Here is a 19288-nt window from a genome sequence, read left to right on the forward strand (position 1 = left end):
GGCTGGTGGGGGGTGGTTGTTGGCCGTCCTCTTCGGAGGGCTCGGGCTTTTCGCCGGTGCCTTCAGTGCCGTGGGGCCCGTCGCGTCCGCCTGCGGTACGCAGTTGCTCGTTGGCGCCGCCATCGGGGCCGGTATGCCGCTGCCCGAACCCGGGTGGCAGCGGGCGGTGTTCTTTCTCGCCGGGGCCGGGTGGCTCATCGTGCTGCGGCTCGTGCTGCCCTCGCCGGGGAGGGGGAGGGAGCGTGGCGCCGTCGCCGCCGTGTACGACGCCGTCGCCGCGCTCCTCGCCGCCGCCGGAACCCCGCACGCGCCCGCCCGCCGCGTCGCCCTCACCGCCGCTCTCGACCAGGCGCAGGACGTGCTCTCGAGACCCTGGCTGCGAAGGTCGCGTCGAGCCGCCGAGCGGCGGATCCACGCGCAGTACCTCGCCGCGCTGCCGCTCGGCGAGGCAGCGACCGCGCTCGCCTGGGCCGGTCGGCCGCTGCCCGCGCGCACGGGGGAGGGGGTGCGGCGCCTCGCGGCCGCCCTCCGTGACGGCCTCCCCTGTGGTCCGCTGCCCGCGCCCGCCCGCTCCGACGCCGGGCTCCGCGCCCTCGACGACGCCCTGCTGCACGCCGCCGACGCCTTCGACAGGGGTACCGCCGAGCCGCCGCGTGCAACGGGGCGCGGCCCCGTCGACGTACTGCGCACTGCGGTCGGTCCCGGCGGGCGTGAGTACGGCGTGCGCGTCGCGCTCTGCTTCGGGGTGAGCGCCGCCGTCGCGCAGGGTCTGCACCATGTGCACTGGTACTGGTTGCCCGCCACCGCCGTCTTCCTCGTCAAGCCCGATCTGGGGCCGTTGGCCTCGCGCGTGCTGTGCCGCGCGCTCGGTACGGTTCTTGGCGCTGTCCTCTTCGCGGGGCTCGCCGCCCTGCTTCCTGAGCCCGCCGGGCTCGTCGCCGTGGTCGCGGTGTGCGGTGCCCTGATTCCCGTCGCCACCCGGCACTTCGCCGCGCAGACCGCCGTCGTGACGGTGCTCGTGCTCGCGCTCGTCATGGTGGGCGGCGAGCCGCAGGCCTCCTGGGGGCGGATCGGGGAGACGCTGCTCGCCTGCGGGATCGTCCTGCTCGTCGGGCATCTGCCGTGGCCTGTGCGGCGCGGCGGCCGGGTACAGGCCCGGCTCGCCACCGCCCGCGAGTCGGCGCACGCGTATCTGCGGCATGTTCTGGGTGGTGTGGAACAAGGTGTGGGCGCCCGTGACCGTGCCGACCGCTGGGCACTGCGGCGCGCGGCCTACCGGACTCTGGGCGAGGCCCGCGCCGCGATCGACCTGGCGGCCGCCGAACTCCCCGCCCTGGCACGGCACTCCGCCGGCTCGGAGAAGGTGGCGGCCACCCTGGAACGCCTCGTCGACACCACGACCGCCTGCGCGGTGCACGTCGACGACACCGGGCGTCTGTCGAAGCGGCACGAGGAGCGGATCGGCGAGCTGCTCGCCGAGCTCGAGCTCGGGTTCGGGTTCGGGCTCGGGTTCGGGTTCGGGCTCGGGCTCGGGCTCGGGCTCGGGCCCGAGCTCGAATTCAAGCCCGGGACCGCGATCGAGTCCGTGGCCTGAAACGCGGCCTCCCAGAGACGGCCGCCCCCGCCCTCAGAAGTCCACGCGGGTCCGGTCGTCGAGGCGAGCCACCGAATCCTGCGCGTACTGCTTCTCGTAGTCCGAGCGGATCTCCTCGATCTGGCGATCACGCTTGCGCGCCTCGGTCGTCGGATACAGCAGGATCAGCTCGTACGAACGCTCCCGCTCGATCTTGCCGTTCGAGTCGCGCCACTGGCCGCGGCCGTCCTGCACGGTCAGACCGTCGGGGAACGACGGCGTCACCTCGTCGTCGATGAACGCCATGAACTGCTCGTCGGTCACGGCGGGGCCGCCGTCGGGGCGTTCCGTGCCGAAGAAGAGCCGGGTCTCGGTGTAGGCGTCGCCGCGGGCCACCGTCGCCGTGCTGGCCGTCGTCGCCGTCCGGGTGTGTGTGTCGGATCCGTCCAGCGACGCGTACGCCGCCGGGGCGCCGACCGCGAGGACCGCGGTCGCCGCGGCGGTCACCGCGAGACGGGTGCGGGAGATACGGGAGAGGGTGAGCGGCATGGCGGCGTGATCCCTTTCAGCGGAGTCGTATGCAGCGAGTCGTAGATCAATGACGGTGGCAGACAGTAGCGGAAGCGTGACGCTCCCCGCCCGTACCCGCCGACACCACGGCCGAATATCTCTCCCCTCCCGGCAATCCGACGTCTTCCCAGCGGACACTCAACTCCCTTACGTTTCCGGGTACTTGATGTACTTGACTTGACGTATTTGACCGGAGCGTCGGCGGAGGACGGTGGGTATGGCGACACGGGTGAGAGGCGCGGGACTCGCGATGGCGGTCGCGGCGGCGGGCGCCCTCGCGTTCGGCGCCACCGGCACCGCGGACGGCACCGCCCGCGCCGCCGACGATCCGGCGCCCGGCTCGCCGTACTCGTCCACCACCGGCGTCGGCGTCCACAACGCGTACGAGAAGGCGAAGTACCCCTACTTCGCCGACGCGCTCGACTCCGGTGCGGGGATGCTCGAACTCGACGTATGGACCAATGTGTTCGGCAGCGGCTGGCGGGTCTCGCACAGCAACCCGGTCGGCAACGACAACAACTGCGAGAACGCCGCGAGCCCGGCCGAACTGCGCACCAAGGCACGCAACCAGAGCCTCGCCGGCTGCCTCGCGGACATGAGGAGCTGGCACGACGCCCACCCCGGACACCGGCCGATCCTGGTGAAGGTCGAGCTGAAGGACGGTTTCCAGGCGAAGAACGGGCGCGGGCCCGCCGATATCGATGCCCTGCTCACGAGCAAGCTCGGCGACGCCGTCTACCGCCCCGGCGAGCTCGTCGGCGGCCACGCCACCCTCGACGATGCCGTACGAAGTGACGGCTGGCCCCAACGGAGCGCGCTGGCAGGGAAGTTCGTCGTCGAGCTCATCCCCGGCACCGTCGAGCAGGGCAACCCGGCGGACACCCTGTGGACCGACCGCGAGTACGCGGGCCATCTGCGTGACCTGGCCGGCGCGGGGCGCATCGGCGAGGCCGCGGCGTTCCCCGCCGTGCTCGGCGCGGAGGCGGGCGATCCGCGCGCGCGGTACGAGGACGCGGCGATCAGGCCCTGGTTCGTGCTGTTCGACGGGGACGCCTCCGCGTACGCGGGCGGGAGCATCGACACGCGGTGGTACGCCGACCGGCGCTATCTCGTCGTCATGTCCGACGCCCACAACGTCGCCCCGGCCATCGACTCCGTCAACCCGACCGAGACGCAGGCCAGGGAGCGGGTCGCGCTGCTCGCGCGCGGCCACGCCAGCATCGTCTCGTCCGACTGGTATCCGCTGCCGGGTGTGCTCTCTACGGTGCTCCCGCGCGGCTGAGCGGCAGAGAGGCTAGAGCGCCTAGAGCGCCTAGAGCGCCTAGAGCGCCTAGAGCGCCTAGAGCGCCTAGAGCGGCAAAAGCGGCTAGGCCGTGTCCAGCACGGTGTGCACAAGCGCCGTACCGGGTGCCGTCCGGCCGCCCGGACCCGGCGTGTGCGTCACCGTCTCCGGCGTCAGCTCCTCGCCGCAGTGGCCGCACGTCACCCGCGGGTCGGCCGGTCGGCCGCAGGTGTCGTGCACCGGGATCAGGGGCGGGCGTCCCTCGGAGCGGTGGCGGTCGCCCCAGGTCAGCAGGGTGAGCACAGCGCCGTACAGATCCCGGCCCGAATCCGTCAGTACGTACTCGTGGCGCACCGGACGCTCCTGGTAGGCGGTGCGCTCCACCACGCCTTCCGCCGTGAGGTGCTCCAGGCGGTCCGCCAGGATGTTCGTCGCGATGCCCAGGTCGGCGCGCAGATCCTCGTAGCGGTTCAGGCCGAGGAACAGGTCGCGCAGGATCAGGACCGTCCACTGGTCTGCCATGACGGCCGCGGCGCGGGCCACCGAGCAGTGCATGCGTGCGAAACGTTCACCCTTCATGGGGGCCACGGTACTCGCTTGTGCTTTGCAAGGGACCAGCCTAGGGTGACCATCGATGGTCACTTGCGAATTGCAAGTCACTGAGCGATCCAGCGGAGGTCCCGATGTACCACGCCATCGTCCGCAGCAAAGTCCGAGCCCTCTGGCGCGTCACCGGCGACGGCAGCGGCAACTACCACCCGGCCGTCGCCATGGCCGCACCCGACCTGCGGTTCCGCTTCATCGGCGACAGCGTCCTCGGCGCCGAACTGCGCGGCCCTGAAGCCTTCGCCGACTGGTTCGAGCAGGCCAACCGGCGCTTCCCCGGCATGCGCCTCACCCTCACCGACGTCGTCGTCAAGGGCTGGCCCTGGAACACCACCGTCGTCGTCCGGCTGCGTATCGACGCGACCCTCGCGGACGGCAGCCGGTACGAGAACGAGGGCATCCAGTGGGTCAGGATCCGCTGGGGGCGGATGGTCGAGGACACGGTGCTCGAGGACACGGCGCGGCTCGAAAGGGCATGGCAGCGCCAGGAGTTGGCCACTTCCGGCACGTAAACCGCTGCCGCTCAGCTTCCGGCACGTAAACCGCTGCCGCTCAGCGCTCGATCCGTATCCAGACCGGCGCGTGGTCCGAGCCCGCCGCGTCCCTGCGCGCCGCCGGGTCCTCGTCGTCGCCGATCGAGGGAAGCGCGGTCGCGGCGGCACCCGGCACTCCGGTGCCCGCCGTCGTGACGAGGTCGAGCAGGCTCTTGCTCACGAGGACGTGGTCGATGAGCTCGCGGCGCCCGGCGTGGATGCGGGAGTAGCGCTGTTCGGCCGGGATGAGCGGGGCCACGTTCCACAGCCGGTGCGCGTCGCCCTTGTCCGGCCTGTCGAAGCCCGGCGTGCCGATCTCCGAGCCGGGCGGGCCGAGCAGGATCTGCGTCGTCGCCGCCGTCACCTCGTCGTTGAGGTCGCCGAGCACCACGACCTGGTGCTCGCGGCCGTCGCCGTGCAGCAGGCGGTCGGCGAGGGCGCGCACCACGGTCGCCTCCGCCGTGCGCCGGAACAGGGCGTACGCGCCGAAGCGGGCCCGCTCGCCCTCGTCCTCGGCCTTGAACCGGCCGCCGGGATACGACAGGAGCTTGGACTTCAGATGGCAGACGGCCGCGTCGAAGAAGAAGGCGCGCGTCGACACCGTCACCGCGAGGACCCCGCGCCCCGCCCGCGCCACCGGCCTGCCCGAGTCGTCGACCTGCACCGGGCGCATCGGCCCGGGGAAGCAGTCCTCGTCGGCGACGACGGACACCGGCAGATCGCTGAGGAAGCCGACCCGGATGCCCCGGTCGTCCGCGTGTTCGGAGAGCGTCACGGTCCAGCGCTCGCCCAGCATCCCGGCCAGATCCCGCAGGGCTTCGGGGTCGCCGACCTCCTGTACGCCCAGGACGCTGGGCCGCAGGGCCCTGATCGTCGCCGCGAGCGAGGCCAGCTTCGCCTCGTACGCGGCCTTGTCCTTGGGCCCGAACCTGCCGCCGGGCCGGTACAGGTTCTCCAGGTTCCAGGTGCCTAGGAGCATGACGGGCTCCAACTGTTCGCGTGGGATCGTCGGTTGACGTCAGCGTGCTCGCGAAACCGGCGACGCGACAGGGCACGGGATGCGCACTCCCCGTACCTTGAAGAGATGACGCCGCCTCCCGCGCACGGCCCCGCCGACCTGGTCATCACGGGCTGCACGGCCCTCGTCCACGACGATGCCGCCGGTAACGCCTTCGGTGATACGACCGGTACCGCCACCGGTGAAGTCCGCTTCCTCCGCGACGCCGCCATCGTCGTACGCGGCGGCCGCATCGACCGTGTCACCACGACCCGCGCCGTGGCGGACCTCGCGGCCGCCGAGCGCGTCGACGCCCGCGGCCAGGCCGCCCTGCCCGGCCTGATCAACTGCCATACGCACACCCCGATGGTGGCCCTGCGCGGCCTCGCCGAGGATCTGCCGGCCCACGAGTGGTTCAACGACTGGATCTGGCCCATCGAGTCCAATCTGACCGAACGTGTCGTCGCGCTCGGCGCGCGGCTCGCCTGCGCCGAGATGATCCGGGGCGGGGTGACCTGCTTCGCCGACCACTACTTTTCGATGGACGCCGTCGCCGACGCCGTGGCGGACAGCGGCCTGCGCGCCAACCTCGGAGCGGCCTTCTTCTCCTCGCAGGGGCCCGACGGCCGCGCCGCCTCCCTGGAGTTCGCGCTGCGGAAGCGCGGCGCCGCCGACGGCCGCATCACCACCTCGCTCGCCCCGCACGCGCCGTACACCGTCGACGACGCCGACCTCGCCGCGACCGCCGAACTAGCCCGTGAACACGGCTTGTTGGTCCATCTGCACGCCGCGGAGAACGCCGAGCAGACCGACAACAGCCTGGCCCGGCACGGCCGCACCCCCATCGAGGTGCTGCACCGCGCCGGACTCCTCGACGTGGACGTCCTCATCGCGCACGGCACCGGCATCCTCGACCGCGACCTGCCTGTGCTGCGGCAGGCCACAGGACGCGTCGCCGTCGCGTCCGCGCCGCGCGGCTACCTCAAGTTCGGCTGGGACACCACGCCCGTACGGGCCTTGCGCGAGATCGGCATCCCCGTCGGCCTCGCCACGGACGGTGCCGCGTCGAACAACTCCCTCGACGTGTGGGAGTCCATGGCGCTCACCGCGCTCGTCCAGAAGTCCACGGAACGCGACCCGGCCTGGCTGACGGCACGTCAGGCGCTGGACCACGCAACGCTGCAGAGCGCGCGGGCCGTCGGACTCGGTGAACAGATCGGCAGCCTCGCGCCGGGGCGCCGCGCCGACATCGTCCTCGTCGACCTCACCGGACCGCACACCCAGCCGGTGCACGACCTCGCGGCCACGCTCGTGCACAGCGCGCGCTCCGCGGACGTCCGTACGACGATCGTCGACGGGCGGGTCCTGATGCGCGACGGGCGGCTGCTGACCCTCGATGTGCCCGAGATCGTAAGGGAGTTGAACGCCGAGCTGCCCTCCCTGATCGACCGGAGCCACGGCAAGCGGATCCAGGACTACGAGGGCTGACGGCGGGCCCCGAAGGCAGGCATCGGCGGGCGGCTGCCTAGGGTGGAGGGCATGTCACACGCCCCGCACCCGGACCCCGCCGACGGCCTCATCGACGACCCGTACGCCGTGTACGCGCGGCTGCGTGACACCGCCCCCGTGCACCGCGCCGCAGGACCCGACGGCAGCCCGGCCTGGCTGGTCACGCGGTACGACGACGTGCGCGCGGCGCTCGCCGACCCCCGCCTCTCGCTCGACAAGAGCCATGCCCTGCCCGGGAGTTACCGGGGACTCGGGCTACCGCCCGCGCTGGACGCGAACATGCTCAACATGGACCCGCCGGACCACACCCGCATCCGCCGCCTGGTCGTCAAGGCCTTCACCTCGCGTCGCGTGGAAAGTCTGCGCGCACCGATCCGTCGTACCGCCGATGAACTCCTCGACGCCGTCGAGCCGTTGGGCCGCGCCGATCTCGTCGCCGCCTATGCCGCACCGCTCCCGATCACCGTCATCTGCGACCTCCTCGGGGTGCCGGACGGCAGCCGGCTGGACTTCCGGGCCTGGACCGACGCTCTGGTCGCGCCCGATCCGGCACGACCGGGGGCCGCCAAGGAGGCCGTCGTCGCGATGCTCGGCTTCTTCACCCGACTGCTGGCCGAGAAGCGGGAGAACCCCGCCGACGATCTGCTGTCCGACCTCATCGCCGTACGCGACGAGAGCGAGCAGGGGGATCGCCTCACCGAGGACGAGCTGATGTCGCTCGCGTTCCTGATCCTCTTCGCCGGATACGAGAACACCGTCCAGCTCATCGGCAACGCGACCCTGGCCCTGCTCCGGCACCCCGAGCAGCTCGCCGCCCTCCGCAAGGAGCCCGCCCGACTCCCGGCAGCCGTCGAGGAGTTCCACCGCTACGACGGCCCCATGGCGCTCGGCATCCGCCGCTTCCCGCTCGAGGACGTCACCATCGGCGGGGTCACCGTCCCGGCGGGCGAGACCGTGCTGGTCTCCCTGTCCGCCGCCAACCGCGACCCGCGCCGCTTCCCCGGCGCCGACCGCCTCGACATCGCCCGCGACGCCACGGGTCACCTCGCCCTCGGCCACGGCATCCACCACTGCGTCGGCGCGCCCCTGGCCCGCCTGGAGACGGCCATCGCGCTCGGCGCCCTCATCGAACGCTTCCCCCGACTCTCCCTCGGCATACCGGAGGAGGAGCTGCGGTGGCGTCCCTCGATCCGGGCCCGCGGGCTGCTCACGCTGCCGGTGACTTTCTGAGGCAATGGCTGAACTTCCGGTCCGCTGACCAGACTTCCGCGCCGCTGGCCGGACTTCCGCGCCGCTGGCCGGACTTCCGCGCCGCTGACCAGGCGTAACAGAAAATCTCAAAGTTTCTTCGCCGGGACCGATGAGTTCCGGTGAGTCCGCGGGTCACCCCTCGCAGGAGCACGGATCCGAGGCGCGGATCCGCAGGAGGGACTGAGGGACCATGGGACTTCCCGACATCGTCACGCGCGAGGAGTGGCTCGCCGCGCGCGCGGAACTGCTCGCCAAGGAGAAGGCCGAGACCCGGGCGCGTGACGCGCTCAACGCCGAGCGGCGCAGGCTCCCCATGGTGGAGATCGAGAAGGAGTATCTGTTCGACGGTTCCGACGGCAAGGCGACGCTGTTCGACCTCTTCGACGGCCACGCCCAACTCATCGTCTACCACTTCATGTTCGCCCCGGAGTGGGACGCGGGATGCCCCAGCTGCTCGGCGTTCCTCGACCAGATCGGGCACCTCGCCCATCTGCGGGCCCGCGGCACCAACTTCGTCGCCATCTCCCGCGCCCCGTTCACCAAGATCCTGCCCTTCAAGGCGCGGATGGGCTGGACGGTGCCCTGGTACTCGTCGAACGGCGACGACTTCAACCGCGACTTCCACGCCACCGTCGACGAGAACGGCAAGGCCGCCGAAGCGCCTGGCCTCAGCTGCTTCCTGCGCGACGGCGACCGTGTCTTCCACACGTACTCGACGTACGACCGAGGCACCGACTGGGTGGGCTCCTACTCGAGTCTCCTCGACCTCACCGCCCTGGGCCGGCAGGAGGAGTGGGAGGAGCCGAAGGGACGCTCGTCCTCGCTCGGCGCCCCCGCCGGCAGCAGCCTGGTACGGTACCACGACGAGTACGAGGACTGAGGGGAGGAGTGACGGAAGGACTGTGGGAAGGACTGTGGGAAGGACTGTGGGAAGGACTGAGGGAAGGACTGAGGGACTGACACAACTCGGTGTCAGGTCCGTCACGTTGTGAGTCCTTGCCGCCCCCTGGTGCGTTCTACTCCATGAGAGTCCTTTGCTGGACTGCCGACGGGGGAGCGGGAAGACGATGATGAATGCTCGAGTGGTACTGGAACGCTTTCCGGCCGGTGGGCCGCGCGGATCGTGGCCCGCGGAGGAGTTCGCGCGGGCCCGGCGCATGGAGGGGCAGCAGGCGGAGGTCGTCATGGACCTCGCGTCCGACGCCTTCCTGGTGATCGTGCGCGATACGGAGGTTGCGGCCGCCGCGTGATCAGGAGTGGCGGCCCCCCTGGATCGTGATCAGGAGTGGCGGCCCCCCTGGATCGTGATCAGGGGTGGCTGCCCCCGGGATCACGGCTGCCCTTTGGGGAGGGTCCCTTTCGGACTATGCCCCCAGGGACAATTTCGCCCAACCACTTCTCTCTCCGCCACCGTCGCCCAGGTGGACGCCGCCGCCTTCGTCCTCGACGCCGACAGCGGGAAGTTCGGCGCCTCGAAGACCGCACGGAGTGCGAACAGCGTCGGCGTCAGGACCGTGAAGAGCTACGTCGGAACCGCCACCGACACCCAGATCCTGGCCGTCGGCAAGCAGCGGGTGCTCGCCGACACCACCCTGGCCTCCTCGCCGAACAAGGCCGAGCGGGCCGGCTGGGCGGCCTCCTCCAAGTTCGTCGACCTTTCCTGGCCGTCGACTTCCGCACGATGACCAGGTTCAACGGCAAGACCCGCGCCGTGCGCGGCACGGTCGAGGCCACGGACCCGTTCTGCCCCTCGTCCGGCCCGCGCCGGGCCGGGATCGGTGTCACCTTCGACATGCGCCTGGCCCGCAACGGTGACTTCTACGCCTCCGGCAAGTACCGCAAGGCTCCCAACCACGAGCTGAACGTCTACGGCCACTACGGACGCAAGCACACCACCAAGGTCGTCCACCGGTCGAAGATGAGCAGCCTGCTCTGCCTCTCCCAGCCGATGTGCGAGCGCGGCACCATCGGTAACAGCGGTCGCTACTGATCCGCTCCCCTTCGGTCGGAATGCCGGTGGGACAGTGATCCAGGAGCAGGGCGCCGACCGGGGCCCTGCTCGAAGGGGGTTGACGTGACTGTGACTTGGCGCGGCGCTTTCTCGTACGCGCTCATCGTCACTGTCCTGTCCTGGCTGATCGGCGTGGTCGTCGAACTCGCCGCCGTCGCCGCCGTCGCCGCTTTCGACGGGTACGACGACTGGAGTGCCACCCGGGCCGCGGACCCCTGGGAGCTCGTCTTCCCGGCCGTCGCCGTCCTGGCCCTGACCGTCGCCCGCCGATTCCTGCAGCCGCTTCCGCGCTGGCGCGTGATGGTGACCGACGGCCTCCTCTACATGGCCGTCCTGCTGGTGTGCGGAGGGCTCACGGCCTGGGCGACAGGGGACGAGGCGCCGGCCGGCAGTGCGTTCGTGACCGGCATCTTCGCCCTGTTCAGCCTCCAACTCCCGGCGGCGTGGGGGCTGTCCGTCTGGCGCTCGGACCACCTGGAGGTCGTGGTCACGCCGACGCTCACAGCGGCACACTCCGGCGTCCCGACCGACCGTCTCTCCGACTGAGCGGCTAACCGACTCGGCGCGGCGATCGCGCCGAACTTGCAACCCCGGGCAACTGTTGCCGGAACGCCCGGACCGCTGTGCCATACGTCGTGCACGAAACTCCGCACCCGCACCGGCAAAGGAGTTACTCCGTGACCGACACTCTCCGGACACCCCGGGCCCCGCGCGAACACGGCCTCGACGGACCGGCGTTGCTCGACGCGTACCGCACCATGCGCACGATCCGGGACTTCGAGGAGCGGCTCCACGAGGAGTTCGCGACCGGCGACATCCCCGGCTTCGTCCATCTGTACGCGGGTGAGGAGGCGTCCGCGACCGGGGTGTGCGCACATCTCGACGACGGCCGCGACGTCATCGCGTCCACCCACCGGGGCCATGGCCACTGCATCGCCAAGCATGTCGACGTGAAGTCGATGATGGCCGAGATCTACGGACGTACCACCGGGGCGTGCCACGGCAAGGGCGGCTCCATGCACATCGCCGACCTCTCCAAGGGCATGCTCGGAGCCAACGGCATCGTCGGCGGCGGGCCGCCCCTCATCTGCGGTGCCGCGCTCGCCGCGAAGGTGCGCGGGGACGGCGGCGTCGGTGTGGCCTTCTTCGGTGACGGCGGCAGCAACCAGGGCACCACCCTCGAGTCCCTCAACCTCGCATCGGTCTGGCAGCTGCCCGCCGTCTTCGTAGCGGAGAACAACGGTTACGCGGAGGCCACTTCGGCCGAGTGGTCGGTGGGCGGCGGCTCCATCGCGGCCCGCGCGGCGGCCTTCGGCATGCCCGGCGTGAGCGTCGACGGCTTCGACTTCTTCGCGGTGCACGAGGCGGCGGGCGCGGCGATCGACCGGGCGCGTGCGGGCGGCGGCCCCACCCTCATCGAGGTCCGACTCACCCGCTACTACGGCCATTTCGAGGGCGACCAGCAGAAGTACCGGGCCGACGAGGTGCGGCACGCCCGAGCCGAACTCGACTGCGTCAAGCGGTTCCGGCAGCAGGTGGCGGGAACTTTGGCGGACGCCCAGCTCGACGCGATCGACGCGCAAGTGGCCCGGCTGATCGACGAGGCCGTCTCGGAGGCGCGGGCGGCACCCCTGCCGACCGGCGCGGATCTGGAGACCGACGTCTACATCTCGTACCTCTGAATCTCGTACCTCTGAATCTCGTACTTCTGAGGGGAGTCGACCGTGGCACGCAGCATCAGCTATCGCGAGGCGCTGAACGAAGCGCTGGCGCAGGAGATGGAGCGCGATCCCTCCGTCATCGTCATGGGCGAGGACAACGCGGGCGGCGCGGGGGCACCCGGCGAATCCGACGCCTGGGGCGGGGTGTTGGGCGTGACGAAGGGACTGCACCCGCGCTTCCCCGGGCGGGTCCTCGACACACCCATCTCCGAGTCGGCGTTCATCGGCGCGGCGATCGGCGCGGCGACACGCGGCCTGCGGCCGGTCGCCGAGCTCATGTTCATCGACTTCATGGGCGTGTGCTTCGACCAGATCTTCAACCAGGCGGCGAAGTTCCGCTACATGTTCGGCGGCAAGGCCGTCACGCCTGTCGTCATCCGTGCGATGTACGGGGCAGGACTGCGGGCGGCGGCCCAGCACTCGCAGGCCATGTACCCCGCGTTCACGGCGGTGCCGGGCCTGAAGGTCGTCCTCCCCTCCTCTCCGTACGAGGCGAAAGGGCTGATGATCCAGGCGATCAGGGACGACGACCCGGTGATCTTCTGCGAGCACAAGGCCATGTACGACGTGGTCGGCGAGGTCCCCGCCGAGAGCTACACGATCCCCTTCGGCGAGGCGGGCATCGTGCGCGAGGGCGAGGACGTGACGGTGGTCGCCCTGGGCCGCATGGTGTCCGTCGCCTCCGACGCGGCGGCGGAACTGGCCGCGTCGGGGGTGGACTGCGAAGTGATCGACCCGCGCACGACGAGCCCGCTGGACGCCGGCACGATCCTCGAGAGCGTCGCGCGGACCGGGCGCCTGGTCGTGGTGGACGAGGCGTCACCGCGCTGCGGGATGGCCGCCGACATCGCGGCGCTCGTGGCCCGCGAGGAGTTCGGGGCGCTGCGCGCGCCGATCGGTGCGGTGACGCCACCGCATACGCCGGTGCCGTTCAGCCCGGCGCTCGAGGACCTGTACATGCCGGACGCGGGGCGGGTCGTCGCGGCGGTCAAGTCGGCCGTGGACTGGAAGCCGTGAAGGGGACGCAGGGGATGTCGCTCGTCGAACGGGTCACCATGCCCAAGTGGGGCCTGTCCATGAAGACCGGGAAGATCACCGAGTGGATCGCCCGGGAGGGCGACGAGGTCGTGGAGGGAGACGATCTGGCGGAGATCGACACCGACAAGATCGCGGGCACGCTCGAGGCCCCGTCCGCCGGCGTACTGCGGCGGATCGTCGCGGAGGCGGGCGGCGAGGCGCCCGTCGGGTGCGTGATCGCGGTCATCGCGCCCGCGGAGGTCCCGGAGGACGAGATCGAGCGGGTGGCCGCCGAGGCGCGCGAGCAGCTGGCGCGCGGGCTGCCCGCGGAGGACGAGGGCAGCCCGGTCAGCGGCCTGGCGGAGGTGGCGGGACGGGCTCTCGCGTACGCGACGTCGGGCGCGGGCCCCGAGGAGATCGTGCTGGTCCACGGCTACGGCGGCGACAAGAACTCCTGGCTCTTCGTGCAGGAGCCCCTCGCGGCGCGGCACACGGTGTACGCGCTCGACCTGCCGGGGCACGGGGAGTCGGGCAAGGACGTCGGCGCGGGCGGCCTGGACGCGCTGACGGACGTGGTGGCGGGTTTCCTGGACGCGCTCGGCATCGAGCGGGCGCATCTGGTGGGGCACTCGCTGGGCGGCGCGGTCGCGACGGCGGTCGCGGCGCGGGTCCCGGACCGGGTGCGCTCGCTGACGCTGATCGCCCCCGCCGGGTACGGCCCGGAGGTGGACGCGTCCTACCTGCGGGGCTTCGCGGAGGCCGTTACGCGGCGCGAGCTCCGCCCCCACTTGGGAAAGCTGTTCGCCGACGAGGGGCTCGTCACACGGCAGTTGGTGGACGACCTGCTCAAGTACAAACGCCTGGACGGCGTGGACGCCGCCCTGCGCACGCTCCTGACCACGCTGCTCGACGAGGACGACGCACCGGCCCTCGACGTGCGGCACCTGCTGCCGGCGTCGCTGCGGGTGGTGGCGGTGTGGGGCCGCGAGGACAGGGTGATCCCCGCGTCCAACGCGGCGTCACTGGAGGGCAGGGCGGCGGTCCACGTGGTCGACGGGGTGGGACACCTCGCGCAGATGGAGGCGCCGGGGGAGGTGGTTGCGGCGGTGGAACGGGCGGTGGCCGGCTGAGGAGCGTCCAGCCCGTCCGGCGTTTGAGGACGAACTCGGCGGAGCCGGTGATCTGCCGAGCCATTTGCGGGGCGGGTTGGGGAAACGAACCGCCGGAACCTAAGCCCGCACCGCCCGCGCCCACCCCGGCGTAGTCCCCGTCACCCTGCACAACGCCAGGTACAGCGGAATCGGCGGAGTGTAAGGGACACCGCCCGCCACGGTCGGGCAGTGGATCAGGGAGGGGGACCGGCGCGCGCCGGGCACAACCGCGCCCGCGGCGTAGTACGCGGGAAAAGGCCACTCAAGGGCGACATCGGAGTCCGCCGGCACGATCCACCACCACCGCGCCCCGTCATCGTCCTCGTACACACACCCCACCCGAGGCAACCGCGCCATCAACCGGGGCCCGACCCCCGCGGGCACCGCCACGGCATCACACCCCAACGGCTGCGACATCCCCTCGGGAACGGCGAGCCGGGCGGACGGCGGAACGGCGGCACCGGCCGGCCGCCCCCGCCCGAAGCGGACCAGCGTGTCCAGGTCCAACGGCCGCCGCACTGTCACCGCGTTCACACGCTCCCCGCCCGCATCGTCGTCACGCCCACGCCGTCGTCCTCACGCCCTAGCCGAACACCGGCTCACATCGCACACCGGCTCACATCGCACACCGGCTCACATCGCACCCCGGTTCACATCGCACCCCGGTTCACATCACACGCCGTACCCGGCTCACGCCCGAAGCTCCGCCCACACCGTGCAGCCCACGCCGGGCCCCCCGTCCCGTACTCCCCACTCCCTGCTGACCGCCTCGACGAGGAGCAATCCCCTCCCGTGCTCGTCGTCGGGGCCTCGATGGGCGGGACGTGGGGCACCTGACCCCCAACCCTCGTCACGTACCGCTATGCGCAGCGTCCCCGGGCTCGTACAGAGTTCGCAGATGATCCGGTGGCTCGCGGTGTGCACGATCGCGTTGGTGACCAGTTCGGAGACGACGAGGGCGGCGGCATCGCGCGCGTCCTCGCCGATGTCCCAGCCCACGAGCTGGGTGCGCGCGAGCCGTCTGGCCTGCGCGGCAGACCCCGGGCGTGGTGCGAGCGCGAAGCTGACACAGAGCTCGGCGCCACCCTCGAACCATGCGTCGGCGGGATCGCCAACACGGGCTTCGGCGGCTGCGGCATGTAACGGCGCGGGCGGAGTCACGCCATCCACTATCGCCCCGCCGGGAACACCTTGGCAAGACCCACTCTGAAAAGTGCACAGTGGCGTGTTCCTTCAAGACGGCGCATGGCACACTGCTCGCAACGGCTCCAGGTGCGGAGTGAGTTGGAGTTACGTGGAGTACGTGGAGGTAGGGACGTGAGCGAACCGCGGTCCGCGCCGACCGTCGGACAGGTCGTTCTCGGTCGTCGCCTGCAGGACCTGCGTGAGCGCGCCGGCCTCAAACGCGAGGAGGCCGCACGGATCCTGCGCGTCGCCCCGGCCACGGTCCGCCGCATGGAGCTGGCCGAGGTCGCGCTGAAGATCCCGTACCTCCAACTCCTCCTGAAGTCCTATGGCGTGGCGGACGAAGAGGCCGAGGGCTTCGTGATGCTCGCCGAGGAGGCGAACAAGCCGGGCTGGTGGCAGCGGTTCCACGACATCCTGCCGGGCTGGTTCAGCATGTACGTCAGCCTGGAGGGCGCGGCCAGCCTCATCCGTTCCTACGAACCGCACTTCGTGCCCGGACTGCTCCAGACGGAGGAGTACGCCCGTGGCGTGATGCGCTCAGGGGCGGTCGGCCAGACCCGTCCCGAGGAGATCGAGCGGTATGTGGCCCTGCGGATGGAGCGTCAGTCGCTGCTCTCCCGCGAGGACGCGCCGCGCCTGTGGGTCGTGATGGACGAGACCGCGCTGCGCAGACCCGTGGGCGGTCCCGAGGTGATGCGCGAGCAGATCGACAAGCTGCTCGAAGCCGTCGAACTGCCTCATGTGACGCTGCAGATCGCGTCGTTCGCGGCGGGCCCGCATCCCGGCACGTACGGCCCGTTCGTGCTGTTCCGGTTCGCCATGCCGGAGCTGCCGGACATGGTCTACAGCGAGTACCTGACCGGCGCCGTCTATCTGGACGCGCGCAACGAGGTGGCGACCCACCTGGAGGTCATGGACCGCATGGCGGCGCAGGCCGCGACGGCACATCGCACAAAGGAGATCCTCCGGGATGTCCGCAAGGAGCTGTGAATGGATCGACACCGAGCCGGTACGCGACCCGGGTCCAAGCCCGGAGCCGGGTCCCGCCCCGAGTCCCGGGGCGACTCCCGGATATACAACGGCATGCCCGCCCGTGACCTCGGCAACGAGGGCTGGCACAAGCCGTGGAGCGGCGGCAACGGCGGCAACTGCCTCGAGGCCATGAAGCTGGACGACGGCAGGGTCGCGGTCCGCCAGTCCGCCGATCCGGACGGCCCGGCGCTGATCTACACCCATGGCGAGATCACGGCGTTCATCCAGGGGGCCAAGTCAGGGGAAGCCGACTTTCTCCTGTCGTGACCGCCAGGGCCGTCAGGCCCTTCTCCGGTCCGCACGAGATACGCGGCCGCCATCGTCCCCGTACGCCCGACCCCGCACCGCAGTGCTGGGTTGCGATCTGTTCCGGCCGGCGGAAGGCGATTCGAGGTTCAGGCCGTCATCGGGCGGTCGTGCGGTCCGATCGGTGCCGTGAGATGCGTCGAGCCGGTCAGCCACCGGTCCACCGCGGCAGCGGTCGCGCGGCCCTCGGCGATGGCCCAGACGACGAGCGACTGGCCGCGGGCCGCGTCGCCGGCCGCGAAGATCCCCGGCACATTGGTCGCGAAGCCCGCGTCGCGCGCGAGGGTGCCGCGCTCCTCGACGTGTACGCCGAGCTGGTCGAGCAGGCCGCCGTCCGCCCGCTCGGGCCCCGAGAAGCCGAGCGCGAGAAGCACCAGGTCGGCGGGGAGCGCGCGGGTGGTGCCGGGGCGTGGGCGGCGGTCCGCGTCCACCTCGGCCAGGTGCAGGGCGCGTACCCGCCCCGTCGCGTCGCCGGTGAAGCGCAGGGTGGACGCGGCGAAGAGGCGCGCGTCGGCGTCCGCCGCCGGTGCGGTGCCCAGCTCTCCCGCCTCCTCGTGTGCGGCGGAGAGCCGGTAGACCTTCGGGTACGTCGGCCAGGGCTCGGCGAGGTCGTCGCGCGCCTCGCCCGGCCGTGCGTAGATGTCCAACTGCGTGACGGACGCGGCCCGTTCGCGCACGGCCGTGCCCAGGCAGTCGGCTCCGGTGTCCCCGCCGCCGACGATGACGACGTGCCGGCCGGCCGCGGACAGCGGGGAGCGGAGCAAGTCGCCCTCGCGGACTCGGTTGGCGAGCGGCAGGTACTGCATGGCCTGGTGGATCCCCGTCAACTCCCGCCCCGGCACGTCCAGTTCCCGCCAGGCGGTGGCGCCGACCGCGAGGACCACCGCGTCGTGCCGGGCCCGCAGCTCCGCCCCGCCGATGTCCCGCCCCACCTCCGTCGACGTACGGAAGACCGTGCCCTCGGCCCGCATCTGGGCGAGCCGCCGCTCCACGTGGTGCTTCTCCATCTTGAACGCGGGGATCCCGTACCGCAGGAGCCCGCCCGCGCGGTCGTCACGCTCGTACACGGCGACGGTGTGCCCGGCGCGCGTCAGCTGCTGCGCGGCGGCGAGACCGGCCGGGCCCGAGCCGACGACGGCGACGGTCCGGCCGGAGTGCCGGTCCGGGGCCCGCGGCGGATTGAGCCCTTCCGCCCACGAGCGGTCGGCTATCGCCGCCTCCACGTTCTTGATGGTCACCGCGGGCTGGTTGATCGCCAGGACGCAGCCCGTCTCGCAGGGCGCGGGGCACAGGCGGCCGGTGAACTCGGGGAAGTTGTTCGTGGCGTGCAGCCGCTCGGCGGCGGCCCGCCAGTCGGCGCGCGAGACGAGGTCGTTCCACTCGGGGATCAGATTGCCCAGCGGGCAGGCGTCGTGGCAGAACGGTATGCCGCAGTCCATGCAGCGGTCGGCCTGCCGCTCGATGATGGGCAGCAGCGCGCCGGGGACGTACACCTCGTCCCAGTCACCGACCCGCTCGCCCACGGGGCGGCGCGGCCATTCCTGGCGGGGGGTGGTGAGGAAGCCCTTGGGGTCGGCCATGGCCGTCTCCCTCGCGTGCTCATCCAGGCTTTCAGCCACCATACGTCGGCTCGGCCGCCCCGGCACTCGGTCAGGTCAGGGCCAGGGTGAAGGACGCCGCCGAGGCGAGCGAGGCGCCGACCCGGATGTGGTTCCACCTGGTCCACTCGCTGACGTACGTATGCCACTGTTCCGCGCTCTGCGGGGACTGCGGGTCGAGCTTGGCCAGGGCGTCGTTGCGGGGGACGTTCGCGGCGACGGTCACCCCGAACGAGCCGAACAGATACAGCGCGCTGCCGAGCAGGATCTCCACGGTGCCCTCGTCGGGCCAGAGCACGAACGTGACGACGGCGACGACCGCGCTGAGGCCGGCGGCGCCCATGAACACGGCCATGAACGCCGGTCCGACCGCGGTGACGTTGATCGACTGCATCGCGGCGATGCCTTGCGCCGGGGGCAGCGCGGCGAGTCCCTTCATCACGAAGGTCGAGAACGCGATGAACGCTCCGGCCACCAGGCCGCCGGCGAGCGCGCCCAGCAACACGAGTACGAAGTACGGTCCCTCGATCATGACAACTCCCGTGTCGGGTAGGGCGGCCGGGCGGTGGGTGAGCGAGCCGTGAGTCTGCATGGCGGGGTCGCCCACCACAAGTCAATTCCCTGGGGCCGGGGTCCGCCATGCGCGGGGCGCGCGATCGCATGCGCGGACGTCTTACGGTGTCGCTGCGGGGCGAGCGGCGGCTCGAATCCGCGACGGCAGCCGACCGCCGGTCAAGCGGAGGCTGCCCGGCCGGAAGGGGCGGTGCGCCACGCGCTCAGCGTGGCCTCGACCGCGGCGGCGATCCGGCGCCGTGCCTCCCCCCGCGGCACCCCGCTCATCAGCAGCCGGTCGTACGGAGTTTCCGTATGCCGCACGGCGGCCACCACGGCCGCGGTGACCGCCCCGGCGGACAACGCGCGGCCCGCGGCACTGCGCCCCTCC

The 19288-nt window shown here is 71.5% G+C and carries 23 protein-coding genes; 15 read left to right on the forward strand and 8 right to left on the reverse strand.

Translation table 11 applies throughout. From position 1 onward, the window contains the following. Positions 1 to 1594 (forward strand): FUSC family protein (locus E2651_RS27195; protein ID WP_135333868.1); only part of this gene is annotated, 1594 nt, incomplete at its 5' end. A 33-nt stretch (positions 1595 to 1627) separates the two neighbouring features. On the opposite strand, the gene E2651_RS27200 is transcribed toward E2651_RS27195, so the two are convergent. After that, complete coding sequence (locus E2651_RS27200) at positions 1628 to 2122, reverse strand: DUF3574 domain-containing protein (protein WP_135333869.1); 495 nt, start codon at positions 2120 to 2122, stop codon at positions 1628 to 1630. Between the two features lie 238 nt (positions 2123 to 2360). Here E2651_RS27200 and E2651_RS27205 point away from each other — a divergent pair, with 238 nt between their 5' ends. Beyond that, a complete protein-coding gene (locus E2651_RS27205; protein WP_245239260.1) occupies positions 2361 to 3425 on the forward strand; it encodes a phosphatidylinositol-specific phospholipase C domain-containing protein in 1065 nt (354 codons plus the stop codon). Positions 3426 to 3509: 84 nt separating this feature from the next. Here E2651_RS27205 and E2651_RS27210 read toward each other — a convergent pair whose 3' ends face one another. Continuing rightward, positions 3510 to 4004 carry a helix-turn-helix domain-containing protein gene (locus tag E2651_RS27210; protein ID WP_135333870.1) on the reverse strand — a complete coding sequence of 165 codons (495 nt, stop codon included), beginning with the start codon at positions 4002 to 4004 and terminating at the stop codon, positions 3510 to 3512. Between the two features lie 104 nt (positions 4005 to 4108). On the opposite strand from E2651_RS27210, the gene E2651_RS27215 reads away from it, so the two are divergent. Next, entirely contained in the window at positions 4109 to 4543 is a 435-nt protein-coding gene (locus E2651_RS27215; RefSeq protein WP_135333871.1) for a nuclear transport factor 2 family protein, read from the forward strand. Between the two features lie 40 nt (positions 4544 to 4583). Here E2651_RS27215 and E2651_RS27220 read toward each other — a convergent pair whose 3' ends face one another. Beyond that, entirely contained in the window at positions 4584 to 5543 is a 960-nt protein-coding gene (locus E2651_RS27220; protein ID WP_135333872.1) for an endonuclease/exonuclease/phosphatase family protein, read from the reverse strand. A 105-nt stretch (positions 5544 to 5648) separates the two neighbouring features. Between E2651_RS27220 and E2651_RS27225 the strand changes: the two genes are divergently transcribed. The 10 genes from E2651_RS27225 to E2651_RS27265 all read left to right on the forward strand — a co-directional run bounded on the left by E2651_RS27225 (position 5649) and on the right by E2651_RS27265 (position 14200). Further along, complete coding sequence (locus tag E2651_RS27225) at positions 5649 to 7049, forward strand: amidohydrolase (RefSeq protein WP_135333873.1); 1401 nt, start codon at positions 5649 to 5651, stop codon at positions 7047 to 7049. Positions 7050 to 7100: 51 nt separating this feature from the next. Beyond that, the gene (locus E2651_RS27230; protein WP_135333874.1) at positions 7101 to 8300 is read left to right on the forward strand and encodes a cytochrome P450; all 1200 of its coding nucleotides are present in this window, start codon (positions 7101 to 7103) and stop codon (positions 8298 to 8300) included. A gap of 211 nt (positions 8301 to 8511) precedes the next feature. Further along, positions 8512 to 9201, forward strand: coding sequence for a DUF899 domain-containing protein (locus E2651_RS27235; RefSeq protein WP_135333875.1), 690 nt, complete (start codon positions 8512 to 8514; stop codon positions 9199 to 9201). 190 nt (positions 9202 to 9391) lie between these two features. After that, entirely contained in the window at positions 9392 to 9571 is a 180-nt protein-coding gene (locus E2651_RS27240; RefSeq protein ID WP_135333887.1) for a hypothetical protein, read from the forward strand. Positions 9572 to 9742: 171 nt separating this feature from the next. Beyond that, positions 9743 to 10006 carry a hypothetical protein gene (locus E2651_RS44730; RefSeq protein WP_209446254.1) on the forward strand — a complete coding sequence of 88 codons (264 nt, stop codon included), beginning with the start codon at positions 9743 to 9745 and terminating at the stop codon, positions 10004 to 10006. Next, a complete protein-coding gene (locus E2651_RS44735) occupies positions 10003 to 10311 on the forward strand; it encodes a hypothetical protein (RefSeq protein ID WP_209446255.1) in 309 nt (102 codons plus the stop codon). Before E2651_RS44730 ends, E2651_RS44735 begins: the two co-directional genes overlap by 4 nt. An 84-nt stretch (positions 10312 to 10395) precedes the next feature. Next, entirely contained in the window at positions 10396 to 10878 is a 483-nt protein-coding gene (locus E2651_RS27250; RefSeq protein ID WP_135333876.1) for a hypothetical protein, read from the forward strand. Between the two features lie 131 nt (positions 10879 to 11009). Beyond that, complete coding sequence (locus E2651_RS27255; protein WP_280922809.1) at positions 11010 to 12014, forward strand: thiamine pyrophosphate-dependent dehydrogenase E1 component subunit alpha; 1005 nt, start codon at positions 11010 to 11012, stop codon at positions 12012 to 12014. A 42-nt stretch (positions 12015 to 12056) separates the two neighbouring features. Next, positions 12057 to 13070 carry an alpha-ketoacid dehydrogenase subunit beta gene (locus E2651_RS27260; protein WP_135333877.1) on the forward strand — a complete coding sequence of 338 codons (1014 nt, stop codon included), beginning with the start codon at positions 12057 to 12059 and terminating at the stop codon, positions 13068 to 13070. A gap of 14 nt (positions 13071 to 13084) precedes the next feature. Beyond that, positions 13085 to 14200 carry an acetoin dehydrogenase dihydrolipoyllysine-residue acetyltransferase subunit gene (locus E2651_RS27265; protein WP_135333878.1) on the forward strand — a complete coding sequence of 372 codons (1116 nt, stop codon included), beginning with the start codon at positions 13085 to 13087 and terminating at the stop codon, positions 14198 to 14200. A gap of 99 nt (positions 14201 to 14299) precedes the next feature. Here E2651_RS27265 and E2651_RS27270 read toward each other — a convergent pair whose 3' ends face one another. Next, the gene (locus E2651_RS27270) at positions 14300 to 14755 is read right to left on the reverse strand and encodes a hypothetical protein (RefSeq protein WP_135333879.1); all 456 of its coding nucleotides are present in this window, start codon (positions 14753 to 14755) and stop codon (positions 14300 to 14302) included. A gap of 156 nt (positions 14756 to 14911) precedes the next feature. Then, positions 14912 to 15391, reverse strand: coding sequence for an ATP-binding protein (locus E2651_RS45500; RefSeq protein ID WP_135333880.1), 480 nt, complete (start codon positions 15389 to 15391; stop codon positions 14912 to 14914). A 147-nt stretch (positions 15392 to 15538) separates the two neighbouring features. Between E2651_RS45500 and E2651_RS27280 the strand changes: the two genes are divergently transcribed. Together E2651_RS27280 and E2651_RS27285 are read left to right on the forward strand one after the other, a co-directional pair. Next, complete coding sequence (locus E2651_RS27280) at positions 15539 to 16399, forward strand: helix-turn-helix transcriptional regulator (protein WP_135333881.1); 861 nt, start codon at positions 15539 to 15541, stop codon at positions 16397 to 16399. A 93-nt stretch (positions 16400 to 16492) separates the two neighbouring features. Further along, positions 16493 to 16708 carry a DUF397 domain-containing protein gene (locus E2651_RS27285; protein WP_245239264.1) on the forward strand — a complete coding sequence of 72 codons (216 nt, stop codon included), beginning with the start codon at positions 16493 to 16495 and terminating at the stop codon, positions 16706 to 16708. A gap of 128 nt (positions 16709 to 16836) precedes the next feature. Here the strand turns inward: E2651_RS27285 and E2651_RS27290 are convergent, their stop codons facing one another. From E2651_RS27290 to E2651_RS27300, 3 genes are all read right to left on the reverse strand, one after another. Further along, positions 16837 to 18327 (reverse strand): glutamate synthase subunit beta, encoded by a 1491-nt coding sequence (locus E2651_RS27290; RefSeq protein WP_135333883.1) that lies wholly within the window; start codon positions 18325 to 18327, stop codon positions 16837 to 16839. A 70-nt stretch (positions 18328 to 18397) separates the two neighbouring features. Beyond that, entirely contained in the window at positions 18398 to 18877 is a 480-nt protein-coding gene (locus E2651_RS27295) for an anthrone oxygenase family protein (RefSeq protein ID WP_135333884.1), read from the reverse strand. A 200-nt stretch (positions 18878 to 19077) separates the two neighbouring features. Then, on the reverse strand, positions 19078 to 19288 hold a 211-nt coding region (locus E2651_RS27300), incomplete at its 5' end, for a DUF2293 domain-containing protein (protein WP_135333885.1).

The organism is Streptomyces sp. MZ04, from assembly GCF_004684775.1.
Classification (GTDB): domain Bacteria; phylum Actinomycetota; class Actinomycetes; order Streptomycetales; family Streptomycetaceae; genus Streptomyces.

Coding starts and splice junctions, on each gene's coding strand:
- E2651_RS27290 (WP_135333883.1), bottom strand. CDS start 18,327: ATGGCCGACCCCAAGGGCTTCCTCACCACCCCCCGCCAGGAATGGCCG.
- E2651_RS27295 (WP_135333884.1), bottom strand. CDS start 18,877: ATGATCGAGGGACCGTACTTCGTACTCGTGTTGCTGGGCGCGCTCGCC.
- E2651_RS27225 (WP_135333873.1), top strand. CDS start 5,649: ATGACGCCGCCTCCCGCGCACGGCCCCGCCGACCTGGTCATCACGGGC.
- E2651_RS27230 (WP_135333874.1), top strand. CDS start 7,101: ATGTCACACGCCCCGCACCCGGACCCCGCCGACGGCCTCATCGACGAC.
- E2651_RS27265 (WP_135333878.1), top strand. CDS start 13,085: ATGTCGCTCGTCGAACGGGTCACCATGCCCAAGTGGGGCCTGTCCATG.
- E2651_RS27285 (WP_245239264.1), top strand. CDS start 16,493: ATGCCCGCCCGTGACCTCGGCAACGAGGGCTGGCACAAGCCGTGGAGC.
- E2651_RS27215 (WP_135333871.1), top strand. CDS start 4,109: ATGTACCACGCCATCGTCCGCAGCAAAGTCCGAGCCCTCTGGCGCGTC.
- E2651_RS27240 (WP_135333887.1), top strand. CDS start 9,392: ATGAATGCTCGAGTGGTACTGGAACGCTTTCCGGCCGGTGGGCCGCGC.
- E2651_RS27205 (WP_245239260.1), top strand. CDS start 2,361: ATGGCGACACGGGTGAGAGGCGCGGGACTCGCGATGGCGGTCGCGGCG.
- E2651_RS27220 (WP_135333872.1), bottom strand. CDS start 5,543: ATGCTCCTAGGCACCTGGAACCTGGAGAACCTGTACCGGCCCGGCGGC.
- E2651_RS27210 (WP_135333870.1), bottom strand. CDS start 4,004: ATGAAGGGTGAACGTTTCGCACGCATGCACTGCTCGGTGGCCCGCGCC.
- E2651_RS27200 (WP_135333869.1), bottom strand. CDS start 2,122: ATGCCGCTCACCCTCTCCCGTATCTCCCGCACCCGTCTCGCGGTGACC.
- E2651_RS44735 (WP_209446255.1), top strand. CDS start 10,003: ATGACCAGGTTCAACGGCAAGACCCGCGCCGTGCGCGGCACGGTCGAG.
- E2651_RS27235 (WP_135333875.1), top strand. CDS start 8,512: ATGGGACTTCCCGACATCGTCACGCGCGAGGAGTGGCTCGCCGCGCGC.